18 protein-coding genes and 3 pseudogenes are annotated in these 20,022 nt (G+C 74.0%); 6 read left to right on the forward strand and 15 right to left on the reverse strand.

The annotated features are described in order from the left end of the window. Positions 1–2: 2 nt before the first annotated feature. From cysD to ACFW6P_RS14310, 10 genes are all read right to left on the reverse strand, one after another. Positions 3–938: a sulfate adenylyltransferase subunit CysD gene (gene cysD / locus ACFW6P_RS14265; RefSeq protein WP_386347872.1), complete on the reverse strand. Its 936-nt coding sequence runs from the start codon at positions 936–938 to the stop codon at positions 3–5. After that, positions 935–1,471, reverse strand: coding sequence for an adenylyl-sulfate kinase (cysC, locus tag ACFW6P_RS14270; protein ID WP_386348103.1), 537 nt, complete (start codon positions 1,469–1,471; stop codon positions 935–937). Before cysC ends, cysD begins: the two co-directional genes overlap by 4 nt. A 38-nt stretch (positions 1,472–1,509) precedes the next feature. Beyond that, the gene (locus ACFW6P_RS14275) at positions 1,510–2,220 is read right to left on the reverse strand and encodes a phosphoadenylyl-sulfate reductase (protein ID WP_386347874.1); all 711 of its coding nucleotides are present in this window, start codon (positions 2,218–2,220) and stop codon (positions 1,510–1,512) included. Continuing rightward, the gene (locus ACFW6P_RS14280) at positions 2,217–2,396 is read right to left on the reverse strand and encodes a hypothetical protein (RefSeq protein WP_386347877.1); all 180 of its coding nucleotides are present in this window, start codon (positions 2,394–2,396) and stop codon (positions 2,217–2,219) included. Before ACFW6P_RS14280 ends, ACFW6P_RS14275 begins: the two co-directional genes overlap by 4 nt. Next, complete coding sequence (locus ACFW6P_RS14285; RefSeq protein WP_386423780.1) at positions 2,393–4,090, reverse strand: nitrite/sulfite reductase; 1,698 nt, start codon at positions 4,088–4,090, stop codon at positions 2,393–2,395. Before ACFW6P_RS14285 ends, ACFW6P_RS14280 begins: the two co-directional genes overlap by 4 nt. A gap of 129 nt (positions 4,091–4,219) precedes the next feature. After that, a complete protein-coding gene (locus tag ACFW6P_RS14290; protein WP_311241247.1) occupies positions 4,220–4,303 on the reverse strand; it encodes a putative leader peptide in 84 nt (27 codons plus the stop codon). 126 nt (positions 4,304–4,429) lie between these two features. Further along, the gene (locus ACFW6P_RS14295; protein WP_386347881.1) at positions 4,430–5,002 is read right to left on the reverse strand and encodes a GNAT family N-acetyltransferase; all 573 of its coding nucleotides are present in this window, start codon (positions 5,000–5,002) and stop codon (positions 4,430–4,432) included. A 99-nt stretch (positions 5,003–5,101) separates the two neighbouring features. Next, complete coding sequence (locus ACFW6P_RS14300; RefSeq protein ID WP_386347884.1) at positions 5,102–6,412, reverse strand: hypothetical protein; 1,311 nt, start codon at positions 6,410–6,412, stop codon at positions 5,102–5,104. A 174-nt stretch (positions 6,413–6,586) separates the two neighbouring features. Continuing rightward, the gene (locus tag ACFW6P_RS14305) at positions 6,587–7,864 is read right to left on the reverse strand and encodes a GAF domain-containing protein (protein ID WP_386347887.1); all 1,278 of its coding nucleotides are present in this window, start codon (positions 7,862–7,864) and stop codon (positions 6,587–6,589) included. Positions 7,865–8,150: 286 nt separating this feature from the next. Beyond that, the gene (locus ACFW6P_RS14310) at positions 8,151–9,785 is read right to left on the reverse strand and encodes an acyl-CoA dehydrogenase family protein (protein WP_386347890.1); all 1,635 of its coding nucleotides are present in this window, start codon (positions 9,783–9,785) and stop codon (positions 8,151–8,153) included. 109 nt (positions 9,786–9,894) lie between these two features. Between ACFW6P_RS14310 and ACFW6P_RS14315 the strand changes: the two genes are divergently transcribed. After that, complete coding sequence (locus tag ACFW6P_RS14315) at positions 9,895–11,064, forward strand: YihY/virulence factor BrkB family protein (RefSeq protein WP_386347892.1); 1,170 nt, start codon at positions 9,895–9,897, stop codon at positions 11,062–11,064. Positions 11,065–11,305: 241 nt separating this feature from the next. Here ACFW6P_RS14315 and ACFW6P_RS14320 read toward each other — a convergent pair whose 3' ends face one another. Beyond that, complete coding sequence (locus tag ACFW6P_RS14320; RefSeq protein ID WP_386347895.1) at positions 11,306–12,193, reverse strand: NmrA family NAD(P)-binding protein; 888 nt, start codon at positions 12,191–12,193, stop codon at positions 11,306–11,308. A gap of 80 nt (positions 12,194–12,273) precedes the next feature. Between ACFW6P_RS14320 and ACFW6P_RS14325 the strand changes: the two genes are divergently transcribed. Both ACFW6P_RS14325 and ACFW6P_RS14330 read left to right on the forward strand, forming a co-directional pair. Continuing rightward, positions 12,274–13,209, forward strand: coding sequence for an AraC family transcriptional regulator (locus ACFW6P_RS14325; RefSeq protein WP_386347898.1), 936 nt, complete (start codon positions 12,274–12,276; stop codon positions 13,207–13,209). Between the two features lie 153 nt (positions 13,210–13,362). Continuing rightward, positions 13,363–14,046: pseudogene (locus tag ACFW6P_RS14330) on the forward strand (helix-turn-helix domain-containing protein); the annotation flags it as partial. On the opposite strand, the gene ACFW6P_RS14335 reads toward ACFW6P_RS14330, so the two are convergent. After that, positions 14,032–14,436, reverse strand: coding sequence for a VOC family protein (locus ACFW6P_RS14335; protein WP_386347901.1), 405 nt, complete (start codon positions 14,434–14,436; stop codon positions 14,032–14,034). The pseudogene ACFW6P_RS14330 and the gene ACFW6P_RS14335 sit on opposite strands and share 15 nt — an antisense overlap. A gap of 562 nt (positions 14,437–14,998) precedes the next feature. On the opposite strand from ACFW6P_RS14335, the gene ACFW6P_RS14340 reads away from it, so the two are divergent. After that, positions 14,999–16,579, forward strand: coding sequence for a carboxylesterase/lipase family protein (locus ACFW6P_RS14340; RefSeq protein WP_386423782.1), 1,581 nt, complete (start codon positions 14,999–15,001; stop codon positions 16,577–16,579). A gap of 2 nt (positions 16,580–16,581) precedes the next feature. Here ACFW6P_RS14340 and ACFW6P_RS14345 read toward each other — a convergent pair whose 3' ends face one another. Further along, entirely contained in the window at positions 16,582–16,776 is a 195-nt protein-coding gene (locus tag ACFW6P_RS14345; protein WP_386347907.1) for a DUF397 domain-containing protein, read from the reverse strand. Between the two features lie 33 nt (positions 16,777–16,809). Then, positions 16,810–17,721, reverse strand: a complete 912-nt coding sequence (mmuM, locus tag ACFW6P_RS14350) for a homocysteine S-methyltransferase (protein WP_386347910.1) — start codon at positions 17,719–17,721, stop codon at positions 16,810–16,812. 41 nt (positions 17,722–17,762) lie between these two features. Here mmuM and ACFW6P_RS14355 point away from each other — a divergent pair. Beyond that, positions 17,763–18,094, forward strand: a pseudogene (locus ACFW6P_RS14355) (DUF2264 domain-containing protein); the annotation flags it as partial. Positions 18,095–18,191: 97 nt separating this feature from the next. On the opposite strand, the gene ACFW6P_RS14360 reads toward ACFW6P_RS14355, so the two are convergent. After that, positions 18,192–18,770 (reverse strand): TetR/AcrR family transcriptional regulator, encoded by a 579-nt coding sequence (locus ACFW6P_RS14360; protein ID WP_386347913.1) that lies wholly within the window; start codon positions 18,768–18,770, stop codon positions 18,192–18,194. 295 nt (positions 18,771–19,065) lie between these two features. Here ACFW6P_RS14360 and ACFW6P_RS14365 point away from each other — a divergent pair. Then, positions 19,066–19,838: pseudogene (locus tag ACFW6P_RS14365) on the forward strand (hypothetical protein); the annotation flags it as partial. Positions 19,839–20,022 lie beyond the last annotated feature (184 nt).

Consider the following 20,022-nt stretch of genomic DNA (forward strand, 5'->3'; position numbering starts at 1 on the left):
CTCTAGAAGTACCCCTCGCGCTTGCGGTCTTCCATCGCGGCCTCGGACATCTTGTCGTCGGCGCGGGTGGCGCCGCGCTCGGTGAGCCGGGAGGCGGCGATCTCCACGATCACCTTCTCGATGGTGTCGGCGTCGGAGTCCACCGCGCCGGTGCAGGACATGTCACCCACGGTCCGGTAGCGCACGAGCCGCTTCTCGACGGTCTCGCCGTCCTTCGGCCCGCCCCACTCGCCGGCCGTCAGCCACATGCCGGCCCGCCGGAACACCTCGCGCTCGTGCGCGTAGTAGATCTCCGGCAGGTCGATGCCCTCGCGGGCGATGTACTGCCACACGTCCAGCTCGGTCCAGTTGGACAGCGGGAACACGCGGACGTGCTCGCCGGGCGCGTGGCGGCCGTTGTACAGGTTCCACAGCTCGGGGCGCTGGCGGCGCGGGTCCCACTGGGAGAACTCGTCGCGCAGCGAGAACACCCGCTCCTTGGCCCGGGCCTTCTCCTCGTCCCGGCGCCCGCCGCCGAAGACCGCGTCGAACTTCTCGGCCTGGATCCTCTCGGTGAGCGGCAGCGTCTGCAGCGGGTTGCGGGTGCCGTCCGGGCGCTCCTTGAGCACACCGCGGTCGATGTAGTCCTGCACGGAGGCGACGTGCAGCCGCAACCCGTGCTCGGCGACGGTGCGGTCGCGGTAGTCGAGGACCTCGGGGAAGTTGTGCCCGGTGTCCACGTGCAGCAGCGAGAACGGCACCGCCGCCGGGCGGAACGCCTTCAGCGCCAGGTGCAGCATGACGATGGAGTCCTTGCCGCCGGAGAAGAGGATCACCGGCCGCTCGAACTCGCCCGCCACCTCGCGGAAGATGTGCACCGCCTCGGACTCGAGGGCGTCGAGGTGCGACAGTGCGTACGGGCTGCCGGTCTCCTCGGACACGGTGGCGACGGTCGTCATGCCAGTCCCCTTTCGGTCAGCAGGGCGTACACGGACGCCGCGGACTCCTGCACGGTCTGGTGCTGCGACTCGATGCGCAGGTCGGGCGACGCGGGCGCCTCGTACGGGTCGTCGACGCCGGTGAGCCCGGTGAGCTCGCCCGCGGCCTGCTGGGCGTACAGGCCCTTGACGTCGCGCTCACTGCACACCTCGACCGGGGTCGCCACGTGCACCTCGACGTACGCCGTGCCGTTCGCCTGGTGCCGCTTGCGGACCGCCTCGCGGCTGTCCTGGTAGGGCGCGATCACCGGGACGAGCGCCAGGACGCCGTTGCGGGCGAGCAGTTCGGCGACGAAGCCGATGCGCTGCACGTTGGTGTGCCGGTCCTCGCGGCTGAAGCCGAGGCCCGCCGAGATGAACTCGCGGATCTCGTCGCCGTCGAGCACCTCGACGCGGTGGCCCCGCTCGCGCAGCCGGCCGGCCAGCTCGTGGGCGATGGTGGTCTTGCCGGCACTCGGCAGACCCGTGAGCCAGACGGTGGCTCCGGTCGTCACGTCGGTCTCCTGGGTCGTCTGGGTCGTCTGAGTCGTCGTCATCCGTGCAGCCCGCACTCGGTCTTGGCCCGGCCCGCCCAGCGGCCGGCCCGGGCGTCCTCGCCCTGAAGGACCCGGCGGGTGCAGGGGGCGCAGCCGACGGAGGCGTAGCCGTCCATGAGCAGCGGGTTGGTCAGCACGCCGTGCTCGGTGACGTAGGCGTCCACGTCGTCCTGGGTCCAGCGGGCGATCGGGGAGATCTTGACCTTCCGCCGCTTCTCGTCCCAGCCGACCACCGGGGTGTTCGCCCGGGTCGGGGACTCGTCGCGGCGCAGCCCGGTCGCCCAGGCCTGGTAGCCCTTCAGGCCCTCCTCCAGCGGCCGGACCTTGCGCAGCTTGCAGCACAGGTCGGGGTCGCGGTCGTGCAGCTTCGGCCCGTACTCCGCGTCCTGCCCGGCGACGCTCTGAGGCGGCGTGAGCGTGATGACGTTGACGTCCATCACGGCGTCGACCGCGTCCCGCGTGCCGATGGTCTCCTCGAAGTGGTAGCCGGTGTCGAGGAAGACCACGTCGACGCCGGGCATCGCGCGGGAGGCGAGGTGGGCTACCACCGCGTCCTCCATCGAGGAGGTCACGCAGAACCGCTTGCCGAACGTCCCGGCCGCCCACTGGAGGATCTCCAGCGCGGAGGCGTCCTCCAGATCGCGGCCCGCCTGCTCGGCGAGTGCCTTCAACTCCTCAGCCGTGCGCTTCTGCTGAACGGCTGTCATATCCCCGCCCCTTTCGCGTCCGGTCGCTTCAGCCCCTGGGACAGCAGCCCGAGGAACTTCAGCCGGAAGGCCCGGCTGCACGCCGCGCATTCCCACGCGCCGTGCCCCTCCTCGTTCGGCCGCAGGTCCTCGTCCCCGCAGTAGGGGCAGTAGAACGGGGTCATCCGCTCGCTCACGACAGGGCCTCCTCGCCGGCCCGGGCCGTCCAGGCGGCGAACCGCTCGCCGTCCGCGCGTTCGGCCACGAACCGCTTCAGCACGCGCTCGATGTAGTCCGGCAGCTCGTCGGAGGTGACCTTCAGGCCGCGCACCTTGCGGCCGAAGCCGGCCTCCAGGCCGAGCGCGCCGCCCAGGTGCACCTGGTAGCCCTCGACCTGCTCGCCCTGGTCGTTCAGCACCAGCTGGCCCTTGAGGCCGATGTCCGCGACCTGGATACGGGCGCAGGCGTTCGGGCAGCCGTTGAGGTTGATGGTGATCGGCTCGTCGAACTCCGGCAGGCGGCGCTCCAGTTCGTCGATGAGCTGCGCACCGCGCTGCTTGGTCTCGACGATGGCGAGCTTGCAGAACTCGATGCCGGTGCAGGCCATGGTGCCGCGCCGGAACGTGGAGGGCCGGGCGGTCAGGTCGAGCGCCTCCAGGCCCTCCACCAGCGACTCGACCTGGGCCTCCTCGACGTCGAGGACGATCATCTTCTGCTCGACGGTGGTACGCACCCGGCCCGAGCCGTGCGCCTCGGCCAGGTCGGCGATCTTCGTGAGCGTCGAGCCGTCCACGCGCCCCACGCGCGGGGCGAAGCCGACGTAGAACCGGCCGTCCTTCTGCCGGTGCACACCGATGTGGTCGCGCCACTGCCGGGACGGCTGCTCCGGGGCGGGCCCGTCGGTCAGCCGGCGCTTCAGGTACTCGTCCTCCAGCACCTGGCGGAACTTCTCCGCGCCCCAGTCGGCCACGAGGAACTTCAGCCGGGCGCGGTTGCGCAGCCGGCGGTAGCCGTAGTCGCGGAAGATGGAGATGACGCCCTCGTAGACGTCCGGGACGTCGTCGATCGACACCCAGGTGCCCAGACGCACGCCCAGCTTGGGGTTGGTGGACAGGCCGCCGCCGACCCACACGTCGAAGCCGGGGCCGTGCTCGGGGTGGCGGACGCCGACGAACGCCACGTCGTTGATCTCGTGCACCACGTCCAGCAGCGGCGAGCCCGAGATGGCCGTCTTGAACTTGCGGGGGAGGTTCGAGTACGCCGGGTTGTTCAGCACCCGGCGCTTCATCTCCTCCAGGGCCGGGGTGGCGTCGATGATCTCGTCCTCGGCGATGCCCGCCACGGGGGAGCCGATCATCACGCGCGGGGTGTCGCCGCAGGCGGTGACGGTGGACAGGCCCACGGCCTCCAGCCGGTTCCAGATCTCGGGCACGTCCTCGATGCGGATCCAGTGGTACTGGACGTTCTGCCGGTCGGTGATGTCCGCCGTGCCGCGCGCGAACTCCTGCGAGACCTCGCCGACGACCCGCAGCTGACGCGTGGTCAGCGCCCCGCCGTCGATACGGACGCGCAGCATGAAGAACTCGTCGTCCAGCTCCTCCGGCTCCAGGATCGCCGTCTTGCCGCCGTCGATCCCGGGCTTGCGCTGGGTGTAGAGGCCCCACCAGCGCATCCGGCCGCGCAGGTCGTTCGGGTCGATCGAGTCGAAGCCGCGCTTGGAGTAGATCGTCTCAATGCGTGTCCGCACATTGAGACCGTCGTCGTCCTTCTTGAACTGCTCGTTGCCGTTCAGCGGGGTGAAGTGCCCCGCGGCCCACTGGCCTTCACCGCGGTGACGGCTCACCTTGCGGCGGGGAGTCGCGGCGGCAGGCTTCGGCGGGGTGGCGGCCATGGTGGATACGTCCTTCGGACAGGCGGGAATGCGGCTCTGACCTGCGCGTGTGCGCACGGGAAAACATGTGCGCGTCATCGCGCGGGCAAGGAAGCGAGAAAGAGGATGTCGGGCGGGCGCTGAGTGCTCTCAGTGCGCCGGACAGATGGCGCTGGACATGCGGCCGAGGTCGACGTGGCGTCGACTCACCAGGGCGATTCCAGTTCCAGACATGACGGAAGCGTGGCACGGCGATCTGGACACAGTCCAGCTTAATCCAAAACGTGGACACCCTTGTCTCGCACTGTGAGACAGGGGTGTCCTTGGTCACATCGGGTCGTCCGGAGGTGTCCGGGCAGGTCAGGCAGGGAATGCCCCAGGCCACGGTCCCGGAGTGGCGACGTCCGCTTCCTCTTCGACCTTGGTGTCGAACAGCGTGAAGCCGCGCCGCCGGTAGTTCTCCATCGCGTGCTCGCCGTCCCTGCTGCAGGTGTGCAGCCAGACCCGCTTGGTCGGGCTCAGCCCCGCCCACCGGTCCGCGAGGTCCCAGGCCCGGGCGGCGCCGTACGAGAGCAGGTGCCCGCCGATGCGCCGGCCCCGGAAGGCGGGGAGCAGCCCGAAGTAGACGATCTCCACGACCGCGTCGTCCTGCGCCTCCAGCTCCACGTACCCCGCGGGCGTGCCCCGGTCGTAGGCCACCCACGTCTCCACCGCGGGCCGCTCCAGGTGCTCCTGCCAGCGGGCGTACGGCCAGCTCAGCCGGTCCGTCCAGCGGATGTCGCCGCCCACCGAGGCGTACAGGAACCGGCTGAACTCGGGCGAGGGGACCTCGGAGCGGACGATGCGGACGTCTCCGCCCGGCGCGGCGGCCGGCAGAAGGTCGGTCGGAGCGGTCTGCTCCAGGGACCAGGTGGTCACGGCGATGGTGGTCATGCGGGCCAGAAAACCACCGTGCCCGCGCATCTGTCGATCGGCCCCGGTGCTCGTTGGCCCCTCGCGCGGAGCCGGCCGTCCCGGCGCGCCGCCGTCAGGTCAGTCCAGCGCCCGGTCGATCGACGTCAGCGGCAGCGCGAACAGCATCCGCCCGGACTGGGACCAGACCTCCCCGGTCTCCTCCCAGTAGGACAGCGACCCCGGCCGGGTGCTCCAGCAGTGCCGGTTCCCGTCCGTGCCGCACTCGGTCGCCCGCGCGCCCTCGGCGTCCTGGCGCCACAGCGTCCCCTGCCCGTCCGGATCGTCCGCCGGGCGGTTCAGGTACCAGCCCGAGCCGTGCGCCAGCACGCCCCGCACGTCGGCCGTCTTCGTCTCGTACGCCTCGGCCGGCTCCGCCCGTCCCGCGGAGTCGGTGGCCAGCAGACCGGTCCGGTCCGGGTCGCGGCTCAGCGGGTAGCGCCACAGCCGGGTGCTCCGGTCACGGTCCGCCGGCACCCACTCGCCCGCCACCAGACTGTCCGGCGAGGTGCTGCGGTCCAGGGAGACGGTGGCCGGGCGCGCCTCGTCCGCGCGGCCGGGCAGGGTGTAGGAGCCTACGGCGGGCAGGACGAACCGGGAGCCGTGCGCCGCCCAGCCGCCCCGGACCCGGCCGATCGCGCCGGAGTCGACGGTGGCGCGCTGGATGCGGTCCAGGTCGTACACGTACAGCGCTTCCCGGTCGCCGTCGCTGGTCGTCACCAGCAGCTTGTCCTGGTACCAGATCATCCCGGACAGCGGGGAGGACAGCCCCCGGTAGTCCCGCCCGCCGTCCACCGGGACGGCCAGCAGGGCCCAGGTGTAGCGCAGCCGGGCGGAGTCGTTCGCGTCGACGAAGGCGACCCGGGCGAGTCCCCGCTCCGGGGCCGGGCCGTCGAGGGAGCCGCCCGCGGCGCCGCGGGTCCAGCCGGAGAGGATCACACGGTTGCCGCCCCAGCGTCCGTCGTCGTCCGCGTCACCGGAGGTGGTGACCGCGCCGGGCCGCCAGCCCCGGGTGTCGGAACCGGCGAAGCAGTACGCGCGCGTGGCAGCCGGTTCCACCGGAAGATCGCGCTTCTCGGCGGCGGTGCAGTCGGACGCGCTGCGCACCGGCAGGTCGGCGCCGTCCAGCACCGCCGAGACCCCGACGGGCCGGCCCATCTCCGAGGCGAGCCGGTCCAGCCACGCCTCGGGCACCCGGCGCTCGGCCAACGGCAGCCGCCCGGCCTCGGTGGACACGCCGACCGGCGTCAGCGCGCCGGGGGCGTCGGGGGCGGTGGCCTGCGAGGCGCTGATCATGGTGGCGGCGGCGGTGAGGGCGAGGGCCGTCCCGGCCAGGGTCGCGCGCAGCGCCCTGCCCCGTCTGCGCCGCCGGTGTCTGCCGCGATGCTTCATAACGTCCTCCCCAGGCGGACCAACTGCGCCTTCCGATCCGTACGTTGACGGAGGAGCAGGTGGGGTGGCCCGTACCGCATGCTACGGCAGGTGAGGGGGCCCGCGGACGAAGAACCTGCAACTATGCGAAAGACGCACCCCGGAGGGCGGCTCACGCTGCACGCCGAGTGAGCCTCAGGCCCCCGGTGCGCAGGCGCGCCGTCCGCTCACCGAGGGCGCGGCCGAGTGGGGCAGCAGATCACGCGGGTCCTCCGGCAGCACCACCTCGACCTCGGCGTCCTCGGCGAACCGGTACGGCCGGTGCTCCAGGAACGCCCCCAGGTACCGACGGACCCGCGACATCTCGGCCCGCACCGTCACCGTGCGGGCCGGGTCCCCGAAGACGTCCTCCGCCAGGCCCGAGGCGCTGCGCCCGGCCCGGTGGACGGCGAGGAGGTACAGCAGCTCCGCGTGCCGCGGGCTCAGCTCATGGCTCCAGGAGCCCGCCGCCCCGGTCACCTCCAGCGACCAGCGGCGCGGCTGACCGAGGTCCAGCACGATCCTCGTCCTGCCGCGCGGCGCCGGCTCGTCGCCGGTCACCCGCAGCAGCCAGCCCTCGGCCAGCGGCTCCACCGCGCACAGCCCGAGCGACGGCAGCCGGCGCGGGCCCGCGGACAGCGACTTCGGCAGGAACACGCGCCGCAGGTACGGCATCCCGCTCACCGCGGCGGTCCATCCGTCCACGTCGACGGCCAGCGCACGCCCGCCGAGCCGCGCCAGCACCGGCGCCGCGACCGCGCGCAGCCGCTCCAGCGTCTCCGCGTGCATCTCCCGCAGCCGCGCCTCGGCGAGCTTCGCCACCGACTCGACCCAGGCCAGCGTGGCCGGATGCATCGTCTCCAGTGGCCCGCTGACGTCCACCACGCCGAGCAGCCGGCCGTCGCGCGGGTCCGTCAGGGGAGCGCCGGCGCACGTCCACCCCGACTGGGAGCGCACGAAGTGCTCGGAGGCGAAGACCTGCACGGGACGGCGCACCACCGCCGGGGTGCCGAGGCCGTTGGTGCCGACGACGTTCTCCCGCCAGTCCGCGCCCGGTTCCAAGCCCAGCCCGTCTGCCCTGCGCAGCACCGGCGGGCTGCCCTCGCGCCACAGCACCCGGCCGTCCTCGTCGGCGACGACCATGATGTGGTGGGCGATGTCCGCCGCCGCCAGCAGCCCCTCCCGCAGCTCCGGCAGCACGTGCCGCAGCGCCGACTGCTCGCGCCGCCGCTGCACCTCCTCGCGGGGGAGCGGATCCGCCCGCACGTCGTGGTCCGGGTCGACGCCGCTGCGGAGCATGCGGTCCCAGGACTGCTCGATCACGGGGCGCGGCGGCACGGGCGAGCGCTGCCCGGAGAGCCGGGCGGAGCGGATCTCGCTGAGGACGCGGGCCGCGCGCACGGTGTCCACGGCGGCCAGCTGCGTGACGTCCATGCGCGTGCGCCCCCCGGAGTCGCTTTCTGACTGCGTGTCTCATAACCGTGTGTCTCATAGTGCCGTCTGCCCCCGCCGGGCGCGCACAGTCCGCACACAGTCAGCAGCAAGTTGCAACCCCCTGCAACCCTGGTGGACGGCCCGGCCGTGTTCGAAGCTTGAGCCGCGCCGTCCCGAGCGGCGTTCAGCCGCTCGAACGGGCCGGACGGCGGGGGTGGTGCCGTGTCGGCGCAGCACCACCCCCGCTCCCGCCTTCCCGGAACAGGACCCCGACCAGGGTGCCGGGTCAGGACACCGGCCGGGCGCGCTCCACCACCGACTGCAGATCCAGGGTGTGCGGCAGCGTCCCGAAGGCCGCGCCCCCGTCACCGCCCAGCCGTGCCGCGCAGAACGCGTCGGCGACCTGCGGTGGCGCGAACCGCACCAGCAGCGACCCCTGCAGCACGAGCGCCAGCCGCTCCGCCAGCCGCCGAGCCCGGCCCTCCGCACCCTCCAGGTCGGCCAGTTCGGTCAGCAGGTTCTTGATCGCCCCGTCGAGCCGGTGATCCGCGCCCCGCGCCTGCCCGACCTCCCGCAGATACGCGTCCAGCGCCCCCGGCTCCCGCTGCAGCGCCCGCAGCACGTCGAGCGCCTGGACGTTGCCCGCGCCCTCCCAGACAGAGTTCAGGGGCGACTCCCGCACCAGCCGGGGCATCCCGGACTCCTCGACGTACCCGTTGCCGCCCAGGCACTCCGCCGCCTCCACCGTGACCGCCGGGCACCGCTTGGTCACCCAGTACTTGGCGGCCGGCACCGCGATCCGCAGCAGCGCCCGCTCCTGCTCGCCGCCGTCGTCGCAGGCGGCCGCGAGCCGGAGCCCCAGGGCCGTCGCCGCCTCCGACTCCAGCGCGAGGTCGGCCAGGACGTTGCGCATCAGCGGCTTGTCGGCGAGCTTCCCGCCGAACGCCTCCCGGTGCGTGCAGTGGTGCACCGCCTGCGCCACGGCCTGCCGCATCAGCCCCGCCGAGCCCAGCACGCAGTCCAGCCGGGTCGCGGCCACCATCTCGATGATGGTGCGCACCCCGCGCCCCTCCTCGCCGACCCGGCGGGCCCACGTCCCGTCGAACTCGACCTCGGCGGATGCGTTCGACCGGTTGCCCAGCTTGTCCTTCAGCCGCTGGATCAGGAACACGTTGCGCGTGCCGTCCTCGAGGACGCGCGGCACCAGGAAGCAGGTCAGCCCGCCCGGGGCCTGCGCCAGCACCAGGAAGCCGTCGGACATCGGCGCCGAGCAGAACCACTTGTGCCCGGTCAGCTCGTACGTCCCGTCCTCGGCGAGCGGCCGTGCGGCCGTCGTGTTGGCCCGGACGTCGCTGCCGCCCTGCTTCTCCGTCATGCCCATCCCGAACAGCGCCCCGGCCTTGAGGCGGGCGGGGCGCAGCTCGCGGTCGTAGACCATGGAGGTCAGCCGCGGCTCCCACTCGGCGGCCAGGGCCGGGTCGGTGCGCAGGGCCGGGACCGCCGCGTGCGTCATCGACAGCGGGCAGCCGTTGCCGGCCTCGACCTGCGTCCACACCACGAACGCCGCCGCCCGGCGCAGATGCCCGGCCGGCCGGCCCCAGGCAGCCGTGAGCCCGGCGGAGACGCCCTTGCCGAGCAGCCGGTGCCAGGACGGGTGGAACTCCACCTCGTCGACGCGGTGGCCGTAGCGGTCGTGGGTGCGCGGCCGCGGCGGGTTCTCGTTGGCGTGCACACCCCACTCCTGCACCTGGGCGGAGCCGGAGGCCCGCCCGAGCGCGGACAGCTCCCCGAGCACCTCCTCGCGCAGGCCCGGGTCGACGTGCCGTTCGACCGCTGCGGCCAGGGCCCGGTCGGCGGAGAAGACGTCGTACCCGACCAGCGGGGGGACCTGGTTCGTCACGGAGTGTGTGCTGCCTGCCATGGTGCGAAAGTACCCCGCGGTCCCCCCTCGGTCACCCATGAACCGGGACGGTGCGTCCCGGACCGCCCTGTGGGTGAGTGGGGCCGGGCGCGACGGATACCGTTAGGGGGTGCAGCCAGCAAGCGAAACCCCCGACACGCCCTCCGGGCGCCTCCACCGGGCCCGGGCTCTGTACCGGAACGTCTCCAAGCGCCGGACCGCCTGGCTGTTGCTCAAGGACACCGTCAACTCGTGCATGGAGTACCGCATCCTGGGCCTGGCGGCCGAGGCCGCGTTCTTCACGCTGCTGTCGGTGCCGCCGCTGCTGCTGAGCATGATCGGACTGCTCGGGTACGTCGACGCCTGGACCGGCGCCGACACCATCCTGAGCCTGGAGCACAACATCCTGGAGGCCTCCCGCACGGTCCTCTCCGACCAGGGCGTCCGCGAGATCGCCGAGCCGATCCTGAACGACGTGATGAAGGGCGGCCGCCCCGACGTCATCTCCATCGGCTTCCTGTTCGCCCTGTGGTCCGGCTCCCGCGCGGTGAACGTCTTCATCGACACCATCACCGTCATGTACGGCCTCGACGGGGTGCGGGGCATCGTCAAGACCCGCCTGCTGGCCTTCCTGCTGTTCATCGTGGCCCTGCTGATCGGCTCCGTCGCGCTGCCGCTGATGGTGGCCGGGCCGGACGCGGTGGTGGAGATCGTGCCCTGGTCCGCGACGCTCGTGCAGGTCCTGTACTGGCCGGTGGTGATACTGCTGTCGATCGCGTTCCTGACGACGCTGTACCACGTGTCCGTCCCGGTGCGCTCCCCGTGGATCGAGGACGTGCCCGGTGCTCTCGTCGCCCTCGGCATGTGGGTACTGGGCAGCTTCCTGCTGCGGATCTACCTGACCAGCACGGTCGAGGGCCCCACGATCTACGGTTCCCTCGCCGCGCCCGTCGCCGTGCTGCTGTGGATCGGTGTGTCCGCGTTCGCCGTGCTCGTCGGGGCCGCGGTCAACGCCGCCATCGACCGGGTCTGGCCCGCCGCCGCGACGGCCGCGGCCCGCGAGGCCAACGAGCGGCTGCGCCAGGCACAGGTCGCCGAGTACGTGGCCCGCGCCGCCGCCCGGGGCGAGTCCGACCCGGACATGCCCTCGGAGTTCCCCGAGCGCTGGTCCCGCTTCCTGCCCCCGGAGGACGTCTCGGCCCGGCTGCGCACCCACGTGCGCTCCACCCACGTGAAGAGCGGCCACAGTCACGGCCAGGGCAACGGCCACGGCGAGGCGCACCCGACCCAGGAGAAGTGACGGCGCCCCTGACGGGCGGGGCCCTGGCGGATGGCGCCTTGACGGGTTGCGCCTTGGCGGGTGGTGCCCTGGCGGGCCGGGCCTGACGTGGCCCGCCAGGGCCCACGGGCGAGTCCGACCCGCACACGCCCTCGGAGTTCCCCGAGCGCTCGTCCCGCTTGGCGGGCCATGACGGGCGGGCCTTGGTGGGCGTGTCCTGAGGGTGGGGCCTTGGTGGGCGTGTCCTGACGGGTGGAGTCCTCTAGACCGTCCAGGTCCCGGCCGCGGCCTCCTCGCGTACGAAGTCCGAGAACGCCCGGGGCGCACGGCCCAGGACCTCGCGCACCCCGTCCGACAGATGGGCGTTGCGGCCGTCGAGCAGGGTGTCGAAGATCGCCGTCATGGCCGCGACCTCCTCCGGCGGCATCCCGAACCCGGCCAGGGCCCCGCCGTACTCGTGCGTCCCCACGGCACGGTACGTCAGCGGCCGCCCCGTCGCCCGGGCGATCTCCGCGACCGCCTCCCCGAAGGTCAGCAGCTGCCCGCCGGACACCGTGAGGATCCGCCCCGCGTACCGGTCGCCCGCCGTCAGCGCGGTCACCACCACGTCCGCGACGTCCCGCACGTCGACGAACGGCTCACGCACCTCGGCCGCCGGGAACACCAGCCCACCGCTCTCGCGCAACTCCGCGGCCAGCGGCCCCTCGCTGAAGTTCTGCGCGAACCACGCCGCCCGGACGACCGTCCACACCGCTCCCGAGGCCCGTAGCGCCTCCTCCGCGGGCAGGGCCTGCTCCTCGCCCCGCGCGGACAGCAGCACCAGCCGCCGCACCCCGAGGCCGACCGCCTCCCGGGCGAGCGCGCCCACCGCCCGCGCGGCCCCGGGGGCGCCGACGTCCGAGGGGACGGCGAGGTAGGCCGCGTCGGCGCCGCGCAGGGTGTCCGCCCAGGTCGCCGGGTCCCACCAGTCGAAACCGGTCGCCCGCGACACCGCCCGCACGCTCAGCCCGGCGGCCCGAGCGGCCCGCGCCACCCGGCTGCCGGTACGCCCCGAGGCGCCCGTCACCACCACCGACACGCCCCGCGGGGACCGTGCCCCGCGCTCCGCGTCTCCCGCGTTCCCTGTCAGGTTCTCCGTCGTGTTCGTCATGCTCGGAGTCAACCGCCGCGCACCGCCCGGAACCATCGTCGAGCGGCTCGTTCCCATGCGCCCGCGTCTACGCTGGCCGCATGGACGCTCTCACAGGTCTGCTGCAAGGCCCCCGCGCACGAGGGGCGTTCATGATCAGGGGGTGCTTCGAGCCGCCCTGGTCCGTCCGCGTGGAGGACCGGGCGCCCCTCACCGTGATGCTCGTCGTCCGCGGCGAGGCCTGGGTCCTGCCCGAACGGGGCGAGCCCACGCTGCTGCGCGCCGGTGACCTCGCCATCGCCCGCGGCCCGGACCCCTACACCTGCGCCGACGCCCCCGGCACCGCACCGCAGGCGGTCATCCTGCCGGGCCAGGAGTGCCGCCACTCCGACGGCCGGCCTCTGGGCGGCTCCATGGACCTCGGCGTCCGCGCCTGGGGCGACCGGCTCGACGGGGCCACGGTGATGCTGATCGGCACGTACCCGATGCGCGGCGAGATCGGCGGACGGCTGCTGGACGCCCTGCCCCCGCTGCTCACCCTCACCCCCGACGTGTGGGACTGCCCCCTCACGCCCTACCTCTCCGCGGAGATCACCCGGGACCAGCCGGGCCAGGAGGTCGTCCTGGACCGGCTGCTGGACCTGCTGGTCATCGCGGCGCTGCGGGCCTGGTTCGCCCGGCCCGAGGCGGAGGCGCCCGCCTGGTACCGGGCCCTCGCCGATCCCGTCGTCGGCCCGGTGCTGCGACTGCTCCAGGACGACCCCGCCCACCCGTGGACGGTCGCCGGGCTCGCCGCGAAGGCCGGGGTGTCCCGCGCCGCGCTCGCCCGCCGCTTCACCGACCTGGTCGGCGAGCCCCCGATGACGTACCTCACCGGCTGGCGCCTGGCCCTGGCCGCCGACCGGCTGCGCGACGGGGACGACACCCTCGACGCGGTGGCCCGCAGGGTCGGCTACGGCAGCGCGTTCGCCCTGTCGACGGCGTTCAAGCGGGTGTACGGAGTGAGCCCGGCGGAGTACCGGGGGAGGGGACTGTGAGCTCCGTCGTCACACTCCCGTCGCCGCCCGGTGCCGTCAGGGCGCGTGCCAGGCGCCTCGGGGCGGACGGGAGCGCGACGACAGCCCTGGGCAGGCCCGCACCCGCCTCCACCGCTCGGGGCCCCCGCGCTGCGGCGGCGTAGCCTGGCACACGTGTACGTGGAGCGGGCTTCGCGGCTGGCCGGGGCGGTCGTGTGGACCAACACCCCGGAGCCGTCCGGCGCGGGACGCGTGCTGCCCGACGGATGCATGGACCTGCTGTGGCACGAGGGGCGGCTGCTGGTCGCCGGGCCGGACACCCGGGCGTACCTCCCGGAGGGCGGCACCGGACCCTGGTCCGGGCTGCGGCTCTCCCCGGGCACCGCCCCGGCGCTGCTGGGAGTGCCGGCGCACGAGCTGCGCGACCGCCGGGTCGCGCTCACGGACCTCTGGCCGGCCGCGCGGGTGCGGCGCCTGGCCGACGCCGTCGAAGCGGCCCCCGACCCCGCGAGCGGCCTGGAGGAACTGGCCCTGCGGCAGACGGCCTGGGCCGAACCCCCCGACCCCCTGCTGCGGCGGATCGTCACCGCCCTCGACGACGGGCGCCCCGTCGCCGCCACCGCCGACGAACTGGGCATCGGAGCACGGCAGTTGCACCGCCGCTCACTGGCCGCGTTCGGCTACGGACCCAAGACCCTGGCCCGCATCCTGCGGCTGCGCCGCGCCCTCGCGCTCGCCCGGGACGGCGTGCCGTTCGCGGAGACAGCCGCCCGGGCCGGATACGCCGACCAGGCGCATCTCGCCCGCGAGGTCCGCACGTTCGCGGGGCTGCCCCTGCGCGAGCTACTCGCCGGCGGCGGTCAGCGGCGCGAACAGGTCCACCCCGTTGCCGTCCGGGTCGAGCAGCACGGCGTACCGCTGCCCCCAGAAGGCGTCCCACGGCGCCAGCTCGCCGTGGCACCCGGCGCCGACCAGCTCCCCGTACAGCGCGTCCACCTCCCGCGGGGTGTCGCACCGCAGGGCGAGTGAGGCCCGGCCCGTGCCGCTGGGCGGCCGCCATGCGGGGTGGAAGGACCGGACCGTCTCTTCGGTGTCGAGCAACAGCCGCATCCCGCCGGGGAGTTCGCTCTCGGTGTGCGGCTCTTTCTCGGCGCCCGGCGGGAAGGCGAAGCCGAGGCGGCGGTAGAAGGCGACAGAGGCGGCCATGTCGGAGACGACCAGGCCGATGGCATCGAATCGTGCGGTCATGGAGCCACCGTAGGCAGGGCCGCGACACCCGGTCTTGAAGGAAACGGACGTCGCACGACTCCAAGCCGGCGGGCGTCGAGGCGCCGCCCACGCTCGGCGCCTTCGAGGTCGACGCGACCGAGGACCCGGCGGCCCTCGCACGGCCCCTCGACGCCTACGCGGCCGTCGTCTCCCTCTCCACCAGCGGCGAGGTCCCGACCCCCGGCCGGAGAGGAAGGGCTCGCGGCGTGCCTGGAGTCGGGCGGCGCTCTCGTGGACGTGCACGCGGCGGCCCGCACGGAGTGCGGCCGGCCGTCCTGCGGCGATCTCCTCGGCGCCCGGGCTGCCGGTCTGCCGCCGCGGGGGCGCCGCCGTGCTCGCCCGCTCCACCAGCCGTGTCGACAGCTGCGTGCGCGTGCTCTCCGGCTGATGTCCGTCCATCATCCGCAGCAGCGACCGCAGGGCCGTCGCGGCCGCCGGAATACCGGCGCGCGATGTGGTGCTCTGGAGTGACAGGTGAGGTTTCCGGCGCAGCGCCGGTGCCCGCCACCGGTGCACGAGCGCGGTGAAGGGCTGGTGGCACATGACGGCAGACCAGACGGACCCCGTGGTCAGGACTCCCTACGGTGCCGTACGCGGCCGCCGTGAGCGCGGAGTCGCGGTCTTCCGCGGCATCCCGTACGCCGCCCCGCCCTTCGGCCCCCGCCGCTTCCGCCCGCCCGTGCCCCTGGCCCCCTGGGACGGCGTCCGCGACGCCGGAGCCTTCGGACCCACCCCGCCCAAGCCCCCGTACTCCGGCGCCTTCGCCCGCTACCTCCCCGACCCGGTCATCCCCGGCGACGACTGCCTCAACCTCAACGTCTGGACCCCCGACCCGACCCCCGGGGCCCGCCTCCCCGTCCTGCTCTGGCTGCACGGTGGCGCCCTGACCAGGGGCTCGTCCGCCGTCCCCGTCTACGACGGCAGCACGTTCGCCCGCGACGGCGTGGTCTGCGTCTCGATCAACTACCGGCTGGGCGTCGAGGGCTACGGACTGTTCCCCGACACGCCCCCCAACCCGGGCCTGCGCGACCAGGTCGCCGCCCTGGCCTGGGTGCACGAAGCCGTCGAGGCGTTCGGCGGCGACCCCGGCCGCATCACCCTCTTCGGCCAGTCCGCCGGGGCCATCAGCATCGGCGCGATCCTCGCCGCCCCGCAGACCCAGGGCCTCGTCCGCCGCGCGATCCTGCAGAGCGGGCCGCCCGAGGCGTCCGACCGGGCCAGGGTCCGCCGCATGGTGCGCCGGATGGCCTCCCGGCTGAAGATCCCCGCCACCGCCGAGGCCTTCGCCGCCGTCGACCGCGACCTGCTGCTGCAGACCCAGGCCGAGATCAGCCGGCTCAGCAGTCCGGTGGTCGGCGGCCCGGCCTTCGGCATCGTCACCGACGCCGACGTCGTCCCCCGCGACCCCCTCGAAGCGCTCACCGACGGCGCCGCACCCGGCGTGGAGCTGCTGACCGGCTGGACCCGCGACGAGTACCGGCTGTGGCTGGTACCGGGCGGCCTCCTGGACCGCGTCGACCGCCTCGGAGCCGTCGCCCTGGCCGGTGCCATGGCCCGCTGCCACTGCGGCGCCGAGGTGCCCCGCGGCTACCGCGCCCTGCATCCCGACGCCGGCACGGCGGACATCGTCGGCCAGCTCGTCACCGACCACCTGCTGCGCATCCCCCTGCACCGCCTCGCCGACGCCCGCCGCGAACCCTCGTACGTCTACGAGTTCGCCTGGCCCTCGAACATCCCCGGCCTCGGCGCGTGCCACGCCCTGGAACTCGGCTTCGTCTTCGACACCGGCGAGGTCCCCGAGTCCCGGAATCTCGCCGGCGAGGACGCCCCGCAGGAGCCGGCCGACGCGATGCACGGGGGCTGGGTCCGCTTCGCCACGGACGGCGACCCGGGCTGGGAACGCTGGGACGAGACCCACCCGGTACGCGTCTTCGGCGACCGCGCCCCGGACGCGGAGAACGACGTGGCCTACACGGCGTACGGCCCACGGGACCGCGAACTCGCCCTCTGGTCAACGCCCGAGGCCGTCACGCCCTCGCCCTCCGAACAACCCGCCCGGAGCACGGAACTGAGGTCGGTGGTACGCCGACTCCGCCACACCGGCGCCCTCCGCCGCCAGTGACGTCACGCCGCCCATCGGGACAGGAACGCGGTCCAGGCGGCGGGGGTGACGATGAGGTGGGGTGTGGTGGGGGTCTTGCTGTCGCGGATGTGGACGGCGGTGGGGTGGGTGGCGACTTCGAGACAGTCGCCACGCCGCAGCAGGGCGTCCGGGGAGCCCGGCGAGGGAGGCCGGGGGCTGCTGTAGCTTCGCTGCACACCCCGGACGAGGATCCCGCACCCGCCCCTCCCCTACGCCACCCCCAGCACCCCCGCGATCCCCGAGATCGTCCCCGGCCCCACCCGGCAGCACCCGCCGATCAGCCGTGCTCCCGCCTGCTGCCAGCCCTTGACCTGGTCGGACGTGAAGGAGGAGCTGCCGGCCCAGGTGCGGGTCGCGGCGTTCCAGGTCTCGCCGCTGTTGGGGTAGACGACCACCGGCTTGCCGGTCACCCGGGACGCGACCGACGCCGCGGCGTGCACGTCCTCGGGGGCGCAGCAGTTCACGCCGACGGCGATGATCTCGTCCGCGTCCGCGGTCGGTGCGAAGGCCTCCACCAAGGGCTGTCCGGCCCTCGTGCGGCCCCCGGCCACCGAGTACGTCAGCCAGGCCGGCACCCCGAGGCCGCGCACCGCCCGCAGCAGCGCCGCCGCCTCGTCCGCGTCGGGGACCGTCTCCAGCGCCAGGACGTCGGGGCAGGCCGCGGCCAGGACCTCCAGGCGCGGCCGGTGGAAGCGCTCCAGCTCGTGCACGGTCAGTCCGTAGCGGCCCCGGTACTCCGAACCGTCCGCGAGCATCGCCCCGTACGGACCGGCCGAGGCCGCCACCCACAGCGGCCGGTGAACGCGTGCCCGGCGGGCCGCCTCCCGGGCCAGCTCCACGCTCAGCGCCATGAGTTCGGCCGCCCGGTCGTGGTCGATGCCGCGCTGCGCGAACCCCTCGAACGTCGCCTGGTAGCTGGCGGTGATCGCCACGTCCGCACCTGCCCGGAAGTAGGCCAGGTGCGCCTCGGTGACCGCCTCGGGCCGCTCGGCGAGCAGCCGCGCCGACCACAGTTCGCCGCTCAGGTCGTGACCGGCCGACTCGAGCTGGCTGGACAGGCCGCCGTCGAGGACGACCGTGCCGGCGTCGAGGGCGTCGGCGAGGGTGAGGGTGCCGGTCATGCGGACGACGGTAGCCGACGTCCCGGGGCGGACCCCAGCCCGCTGCCTTGGACCGCGCCCTCTACCACCTGCCCGGCGACCGCACCGGCTGGTCCGGCCGCCTCTCCGACGGCCTGGAGGGCTACGCCCGTCGCTGCTGCCGGGCGCCTTCCGCCGCGACGAGAAGGCCCTGGAGCGCCCCGCCACCGGCCTCGACGCCGGCGTCTCGGACCTGGACTCCGGCCCCAGGGGCTGGCCGCGCATTGAGGACCGCGGCCAGCCCCTGGCGGAAGCGGCGTCGACCGCCCTGGCCCCGCGCCTGACGAAGGACCTGCTGTGGGACCGGCTGGACGACGGCGTCCGCCGGCGGGCCCTCGGCGCGGCCCTGGAGGCGGCCGCGGACATCCGGGCGGGCCGGCCACCGAGGGGCCCGATCCCGTCCTACGAGGACGTGGCCGGCCCGCTCCCGTGACCCGGAGCCGGAGCGGCCGTCACTCCTTCTCCTCGCGGGGCCAGTTCCGCAGCAGGACGTGCAGGGCGTCGATCGCCTTGTCCCAGGACTCCTGCACGTCACGGGACGAGCCGAACGCACCGGTGGACTCCAGGGCGCAGTAGCCGTGGAAGGTGCTGCGCAGCAGGCGTACCGCGTCGGTGAGGTCGGGTTCCTCCAGGCCGTAGGCGCGGAGCATGCCGTATGTGACCTCGGCGGTGCGGCGCAGCGCGGGGGAGTCGGTGACGAGGGCCTGGTCGAGGGCGATCTGGGTGGCCGTGTACCGGCCGGGGTGCTGCAGGGCGTAGGCCCGGTAGGCGCCGGCGAAGGCGGCGAGGGCGTCCCTGCCCGTCCGTCCCTCGACCGCCGTGGCGATCCGGTCGATCATCTCGCCGCCCGCGAGCAGGGCCACACGGGTCCGCAGATCCGCCAGGTTGCGGACGTGCGAGTACAGGCTGGCGTCCTTCACCCCGAAGCGCCGTGCCAGCGCGGACAGGGTGAGGTGCTCATAGCCGGCCTCGTCGGCGAGGTCGGCTGCCGCCGCGACGAGGCGCTCGGGGCTGAGGCCGGCTCTGGGCATGGACTGCGGGACACCTCTCCGACAGGGCTCGGGCGGTGTGATCGTAGCCTGCGGGACTCGGGCGGGGCCCGGTCAGCGGACCGGCGCGTACGCCACTCCCAGCCGACCGCGCCGCCGCTGGTCGCCGTGCGGTGGGGGTGCGTGTCGTGGGCGTGCAGCGCGGGTGGTGGGGGAGTCTCCGGTCGGCGGGTGCGGGCCCGGAGAACATCAACAGTACTCAGTTTCCAGGGGGAACAACCCACACCACAAGGGGAGTTCGGGAAGCAGTGAAGGACTGGTGGAACGCCCGCGGCGTCTGTGCGCCGGGCCGGCGGGACGTCGGGATCTTCCGCGCCGCGCGGGCCGAGACGGCCCCGGGGACGGGTACGCCGGGCTCACCTCGCTGGCGCTGCTGGCGTCCATCGTCTGGCTGCTGGCCGCCATCGACACGACCATCGACGACCCCCAGTTCCTCGGCGCCATGGCCGTGCTCGGCATCGCGATGGGCCTGCTCGCCTCCCAGCTCAGCGGCGTCGTGCAGTCCAGCGCCGGCGAGGAGGGGCGCAGCGAGGTCGGCGGTCTGCAGTACACCGCCCAGAACCTGGGCTCCGCGCTCGGCACGGCCCTCATCGGCTCGCTGCTCGTCGGGGCCCTCGCCCAGGCCTTCATCTCCCGCGTCGAGGACGATCCGCGGGTGTCGCAGCAGGCCCGCCAGGAGACGAGCGTGGCCCAGGAGGCCGGCGTCAGCTTCGTCTCCACCGACCAGGTGCGCGCCGCGGCGGAAGAGGCAGGACTGCCGCCGTTCCCAGCCCCACCATCAGCGGCAGCGCGTGGGGGTCCCCCGGGCTCACGAACTGCGGCAGGAACACGAAGAAGAAGATCGTCAGGGCCGAGGTCGACGCCGTCACCGAGTCCTACGCGGCGGCGTAGCTGGAAGGCCTGAAGGCGGCCGTCCTCATGACGGGCGGCATCACCCTGGCGAGCTTCCTCACCACCCGCCGTCTGCCGTCCGGCGGCCGGACGGCGGACGCGGCCCACGACACGCCCGCCGCGCCGGACGGGCGGCGGCGACCGGAGCGGAGCCGGTGACGGACGGAGCCGAGCAGGCGCCGGAGCCAGCGCGCGCACACCGAGCCCGGCCGGGCCCGGCAGCGGGCGGAGCGGCGGTCGCACGCCGACTGCCCCGGCGGCGTGTAAGGGTCGTTGCCGGCCGCCTCCGTCATGGTCGGGCGGGAGGTCTGGGCGAGTTCCGGTACCTGGGACCGACCCTGCT

This window comes from Streptomyces sp. NPDC058741 (assembly GCF_042746715.1).
In the GTDB taxonomy this organism is placed as follows: domain Bacteria; phylum Actinomycetota; class Actinomycetes; order Streptomycetales; family Streptomycetaceae; genus Streptomyces.

Excerpts from the sequence above, each read along its gene's own strand:
- cysD (WP_386347872.1), bottom strand. The coding sequence starts at position 938 with ATGACGACCGTCGCCACCGTGTCCGAGGAGACCGGCAGCCCGTACGCA.
- ACFW6P_RS14275 (WP_386347874.1), bottom strand. The coding sequence starts at position 2,220 with ATGACAGCCGTTCAGCAGAAGCGCACGGCTGAGGAGTTGAAGGCACTC.
- ACFW6P_RS14285 (WP_386423780.1), bottom strand. The coding sequence starts at position 4,090 with ATGGCCGCCACCCCGCCGAAGCCTGCCGCCGCGACTCCCCGCCGCAAG.
- ACFW6P_RS14290 (WP_311241247.1), bottom strand. The coding sequence starts at position 4,303 with ATGTCTGGAACTGGAATCGCCCTGGTGAGTCGACGCCACGTCGACCTC.
- ACFW6P_RS14295 (WP_386347881.1), bottom strand. The coding sequence starts at position 5,002 with ATGACCACCATCGCCGTGACCACCTGGTCCCTGGAGCAGACCGCTCCG.
- ACFW6P_RS14300 (WP_386347884.1), bottom strand. The coding sequence starts at position 6,412 with ATGAAGCATCGCGGCAGACACCGGCGGCGCAGACGGGGCAGGGCGCTG.
- ACFW6P_RS14305 (WP_386347887.1), bottom strand. The coding sequence starts at position 7,864 with ATGGACGTCACGCAGCTGGCCGCCGTGGACACCGTGCGCGCGGCCCGC.
- ACFW6P_RS14310 (WP_386347890.1), bottom strand. The coding sequence starts at position 9,785 with ATGGCAGGCAGCACACACTCCGTGACGAACCAGGTCCCCCCGCTGGTC.
- ACFW6P_RS14320 (WP_386347895.1), bottom strand. The coding sequence starts at position 12,193 with ATGACGAACACGACGGAGAACCTGACAGGGAACGCGGGAGACGCGGAG.
- ACFW6P_RS14325 (WP_386347898.1), top strand. The coding sequence starts at position 12,274 with ATGGACGCTCTCACAGGTCTGCTGCAAGGCCCCCGCGCACGAGGGGCG.
- ACFW6P_RS14335 (WP_386347901.1), bottom strand. The coding sequence starts at position 14,436 with ATGACCGCACGATTCGATGCCATCGGCCTGGTCGTCTCCGACATGGCC.
- ACFW6P_RS14340 (WP_386423782.1), top strand. The coding sequence starts at position 14,999 with ATGACGGCAGACCAGACGGACCCCGTGGTCAGGACTCCCTACGGTGCC.
- mmuM (WP_386347910.1), bottom strand. The coding sequence starts at position 17,721 with ATGACCGGCACCCTCACCCTCGCCGACGCCCTCGACGCCGGCACGGTC.
- ACFW6P_RS14360 (WP_386347913.1), bottom strand. The coding sequence starts at position 18,770 with ATGCCCAGAGCCGGCCTCAGCCCCGAGCGCCTCGTCGCGGCGGCAGCC.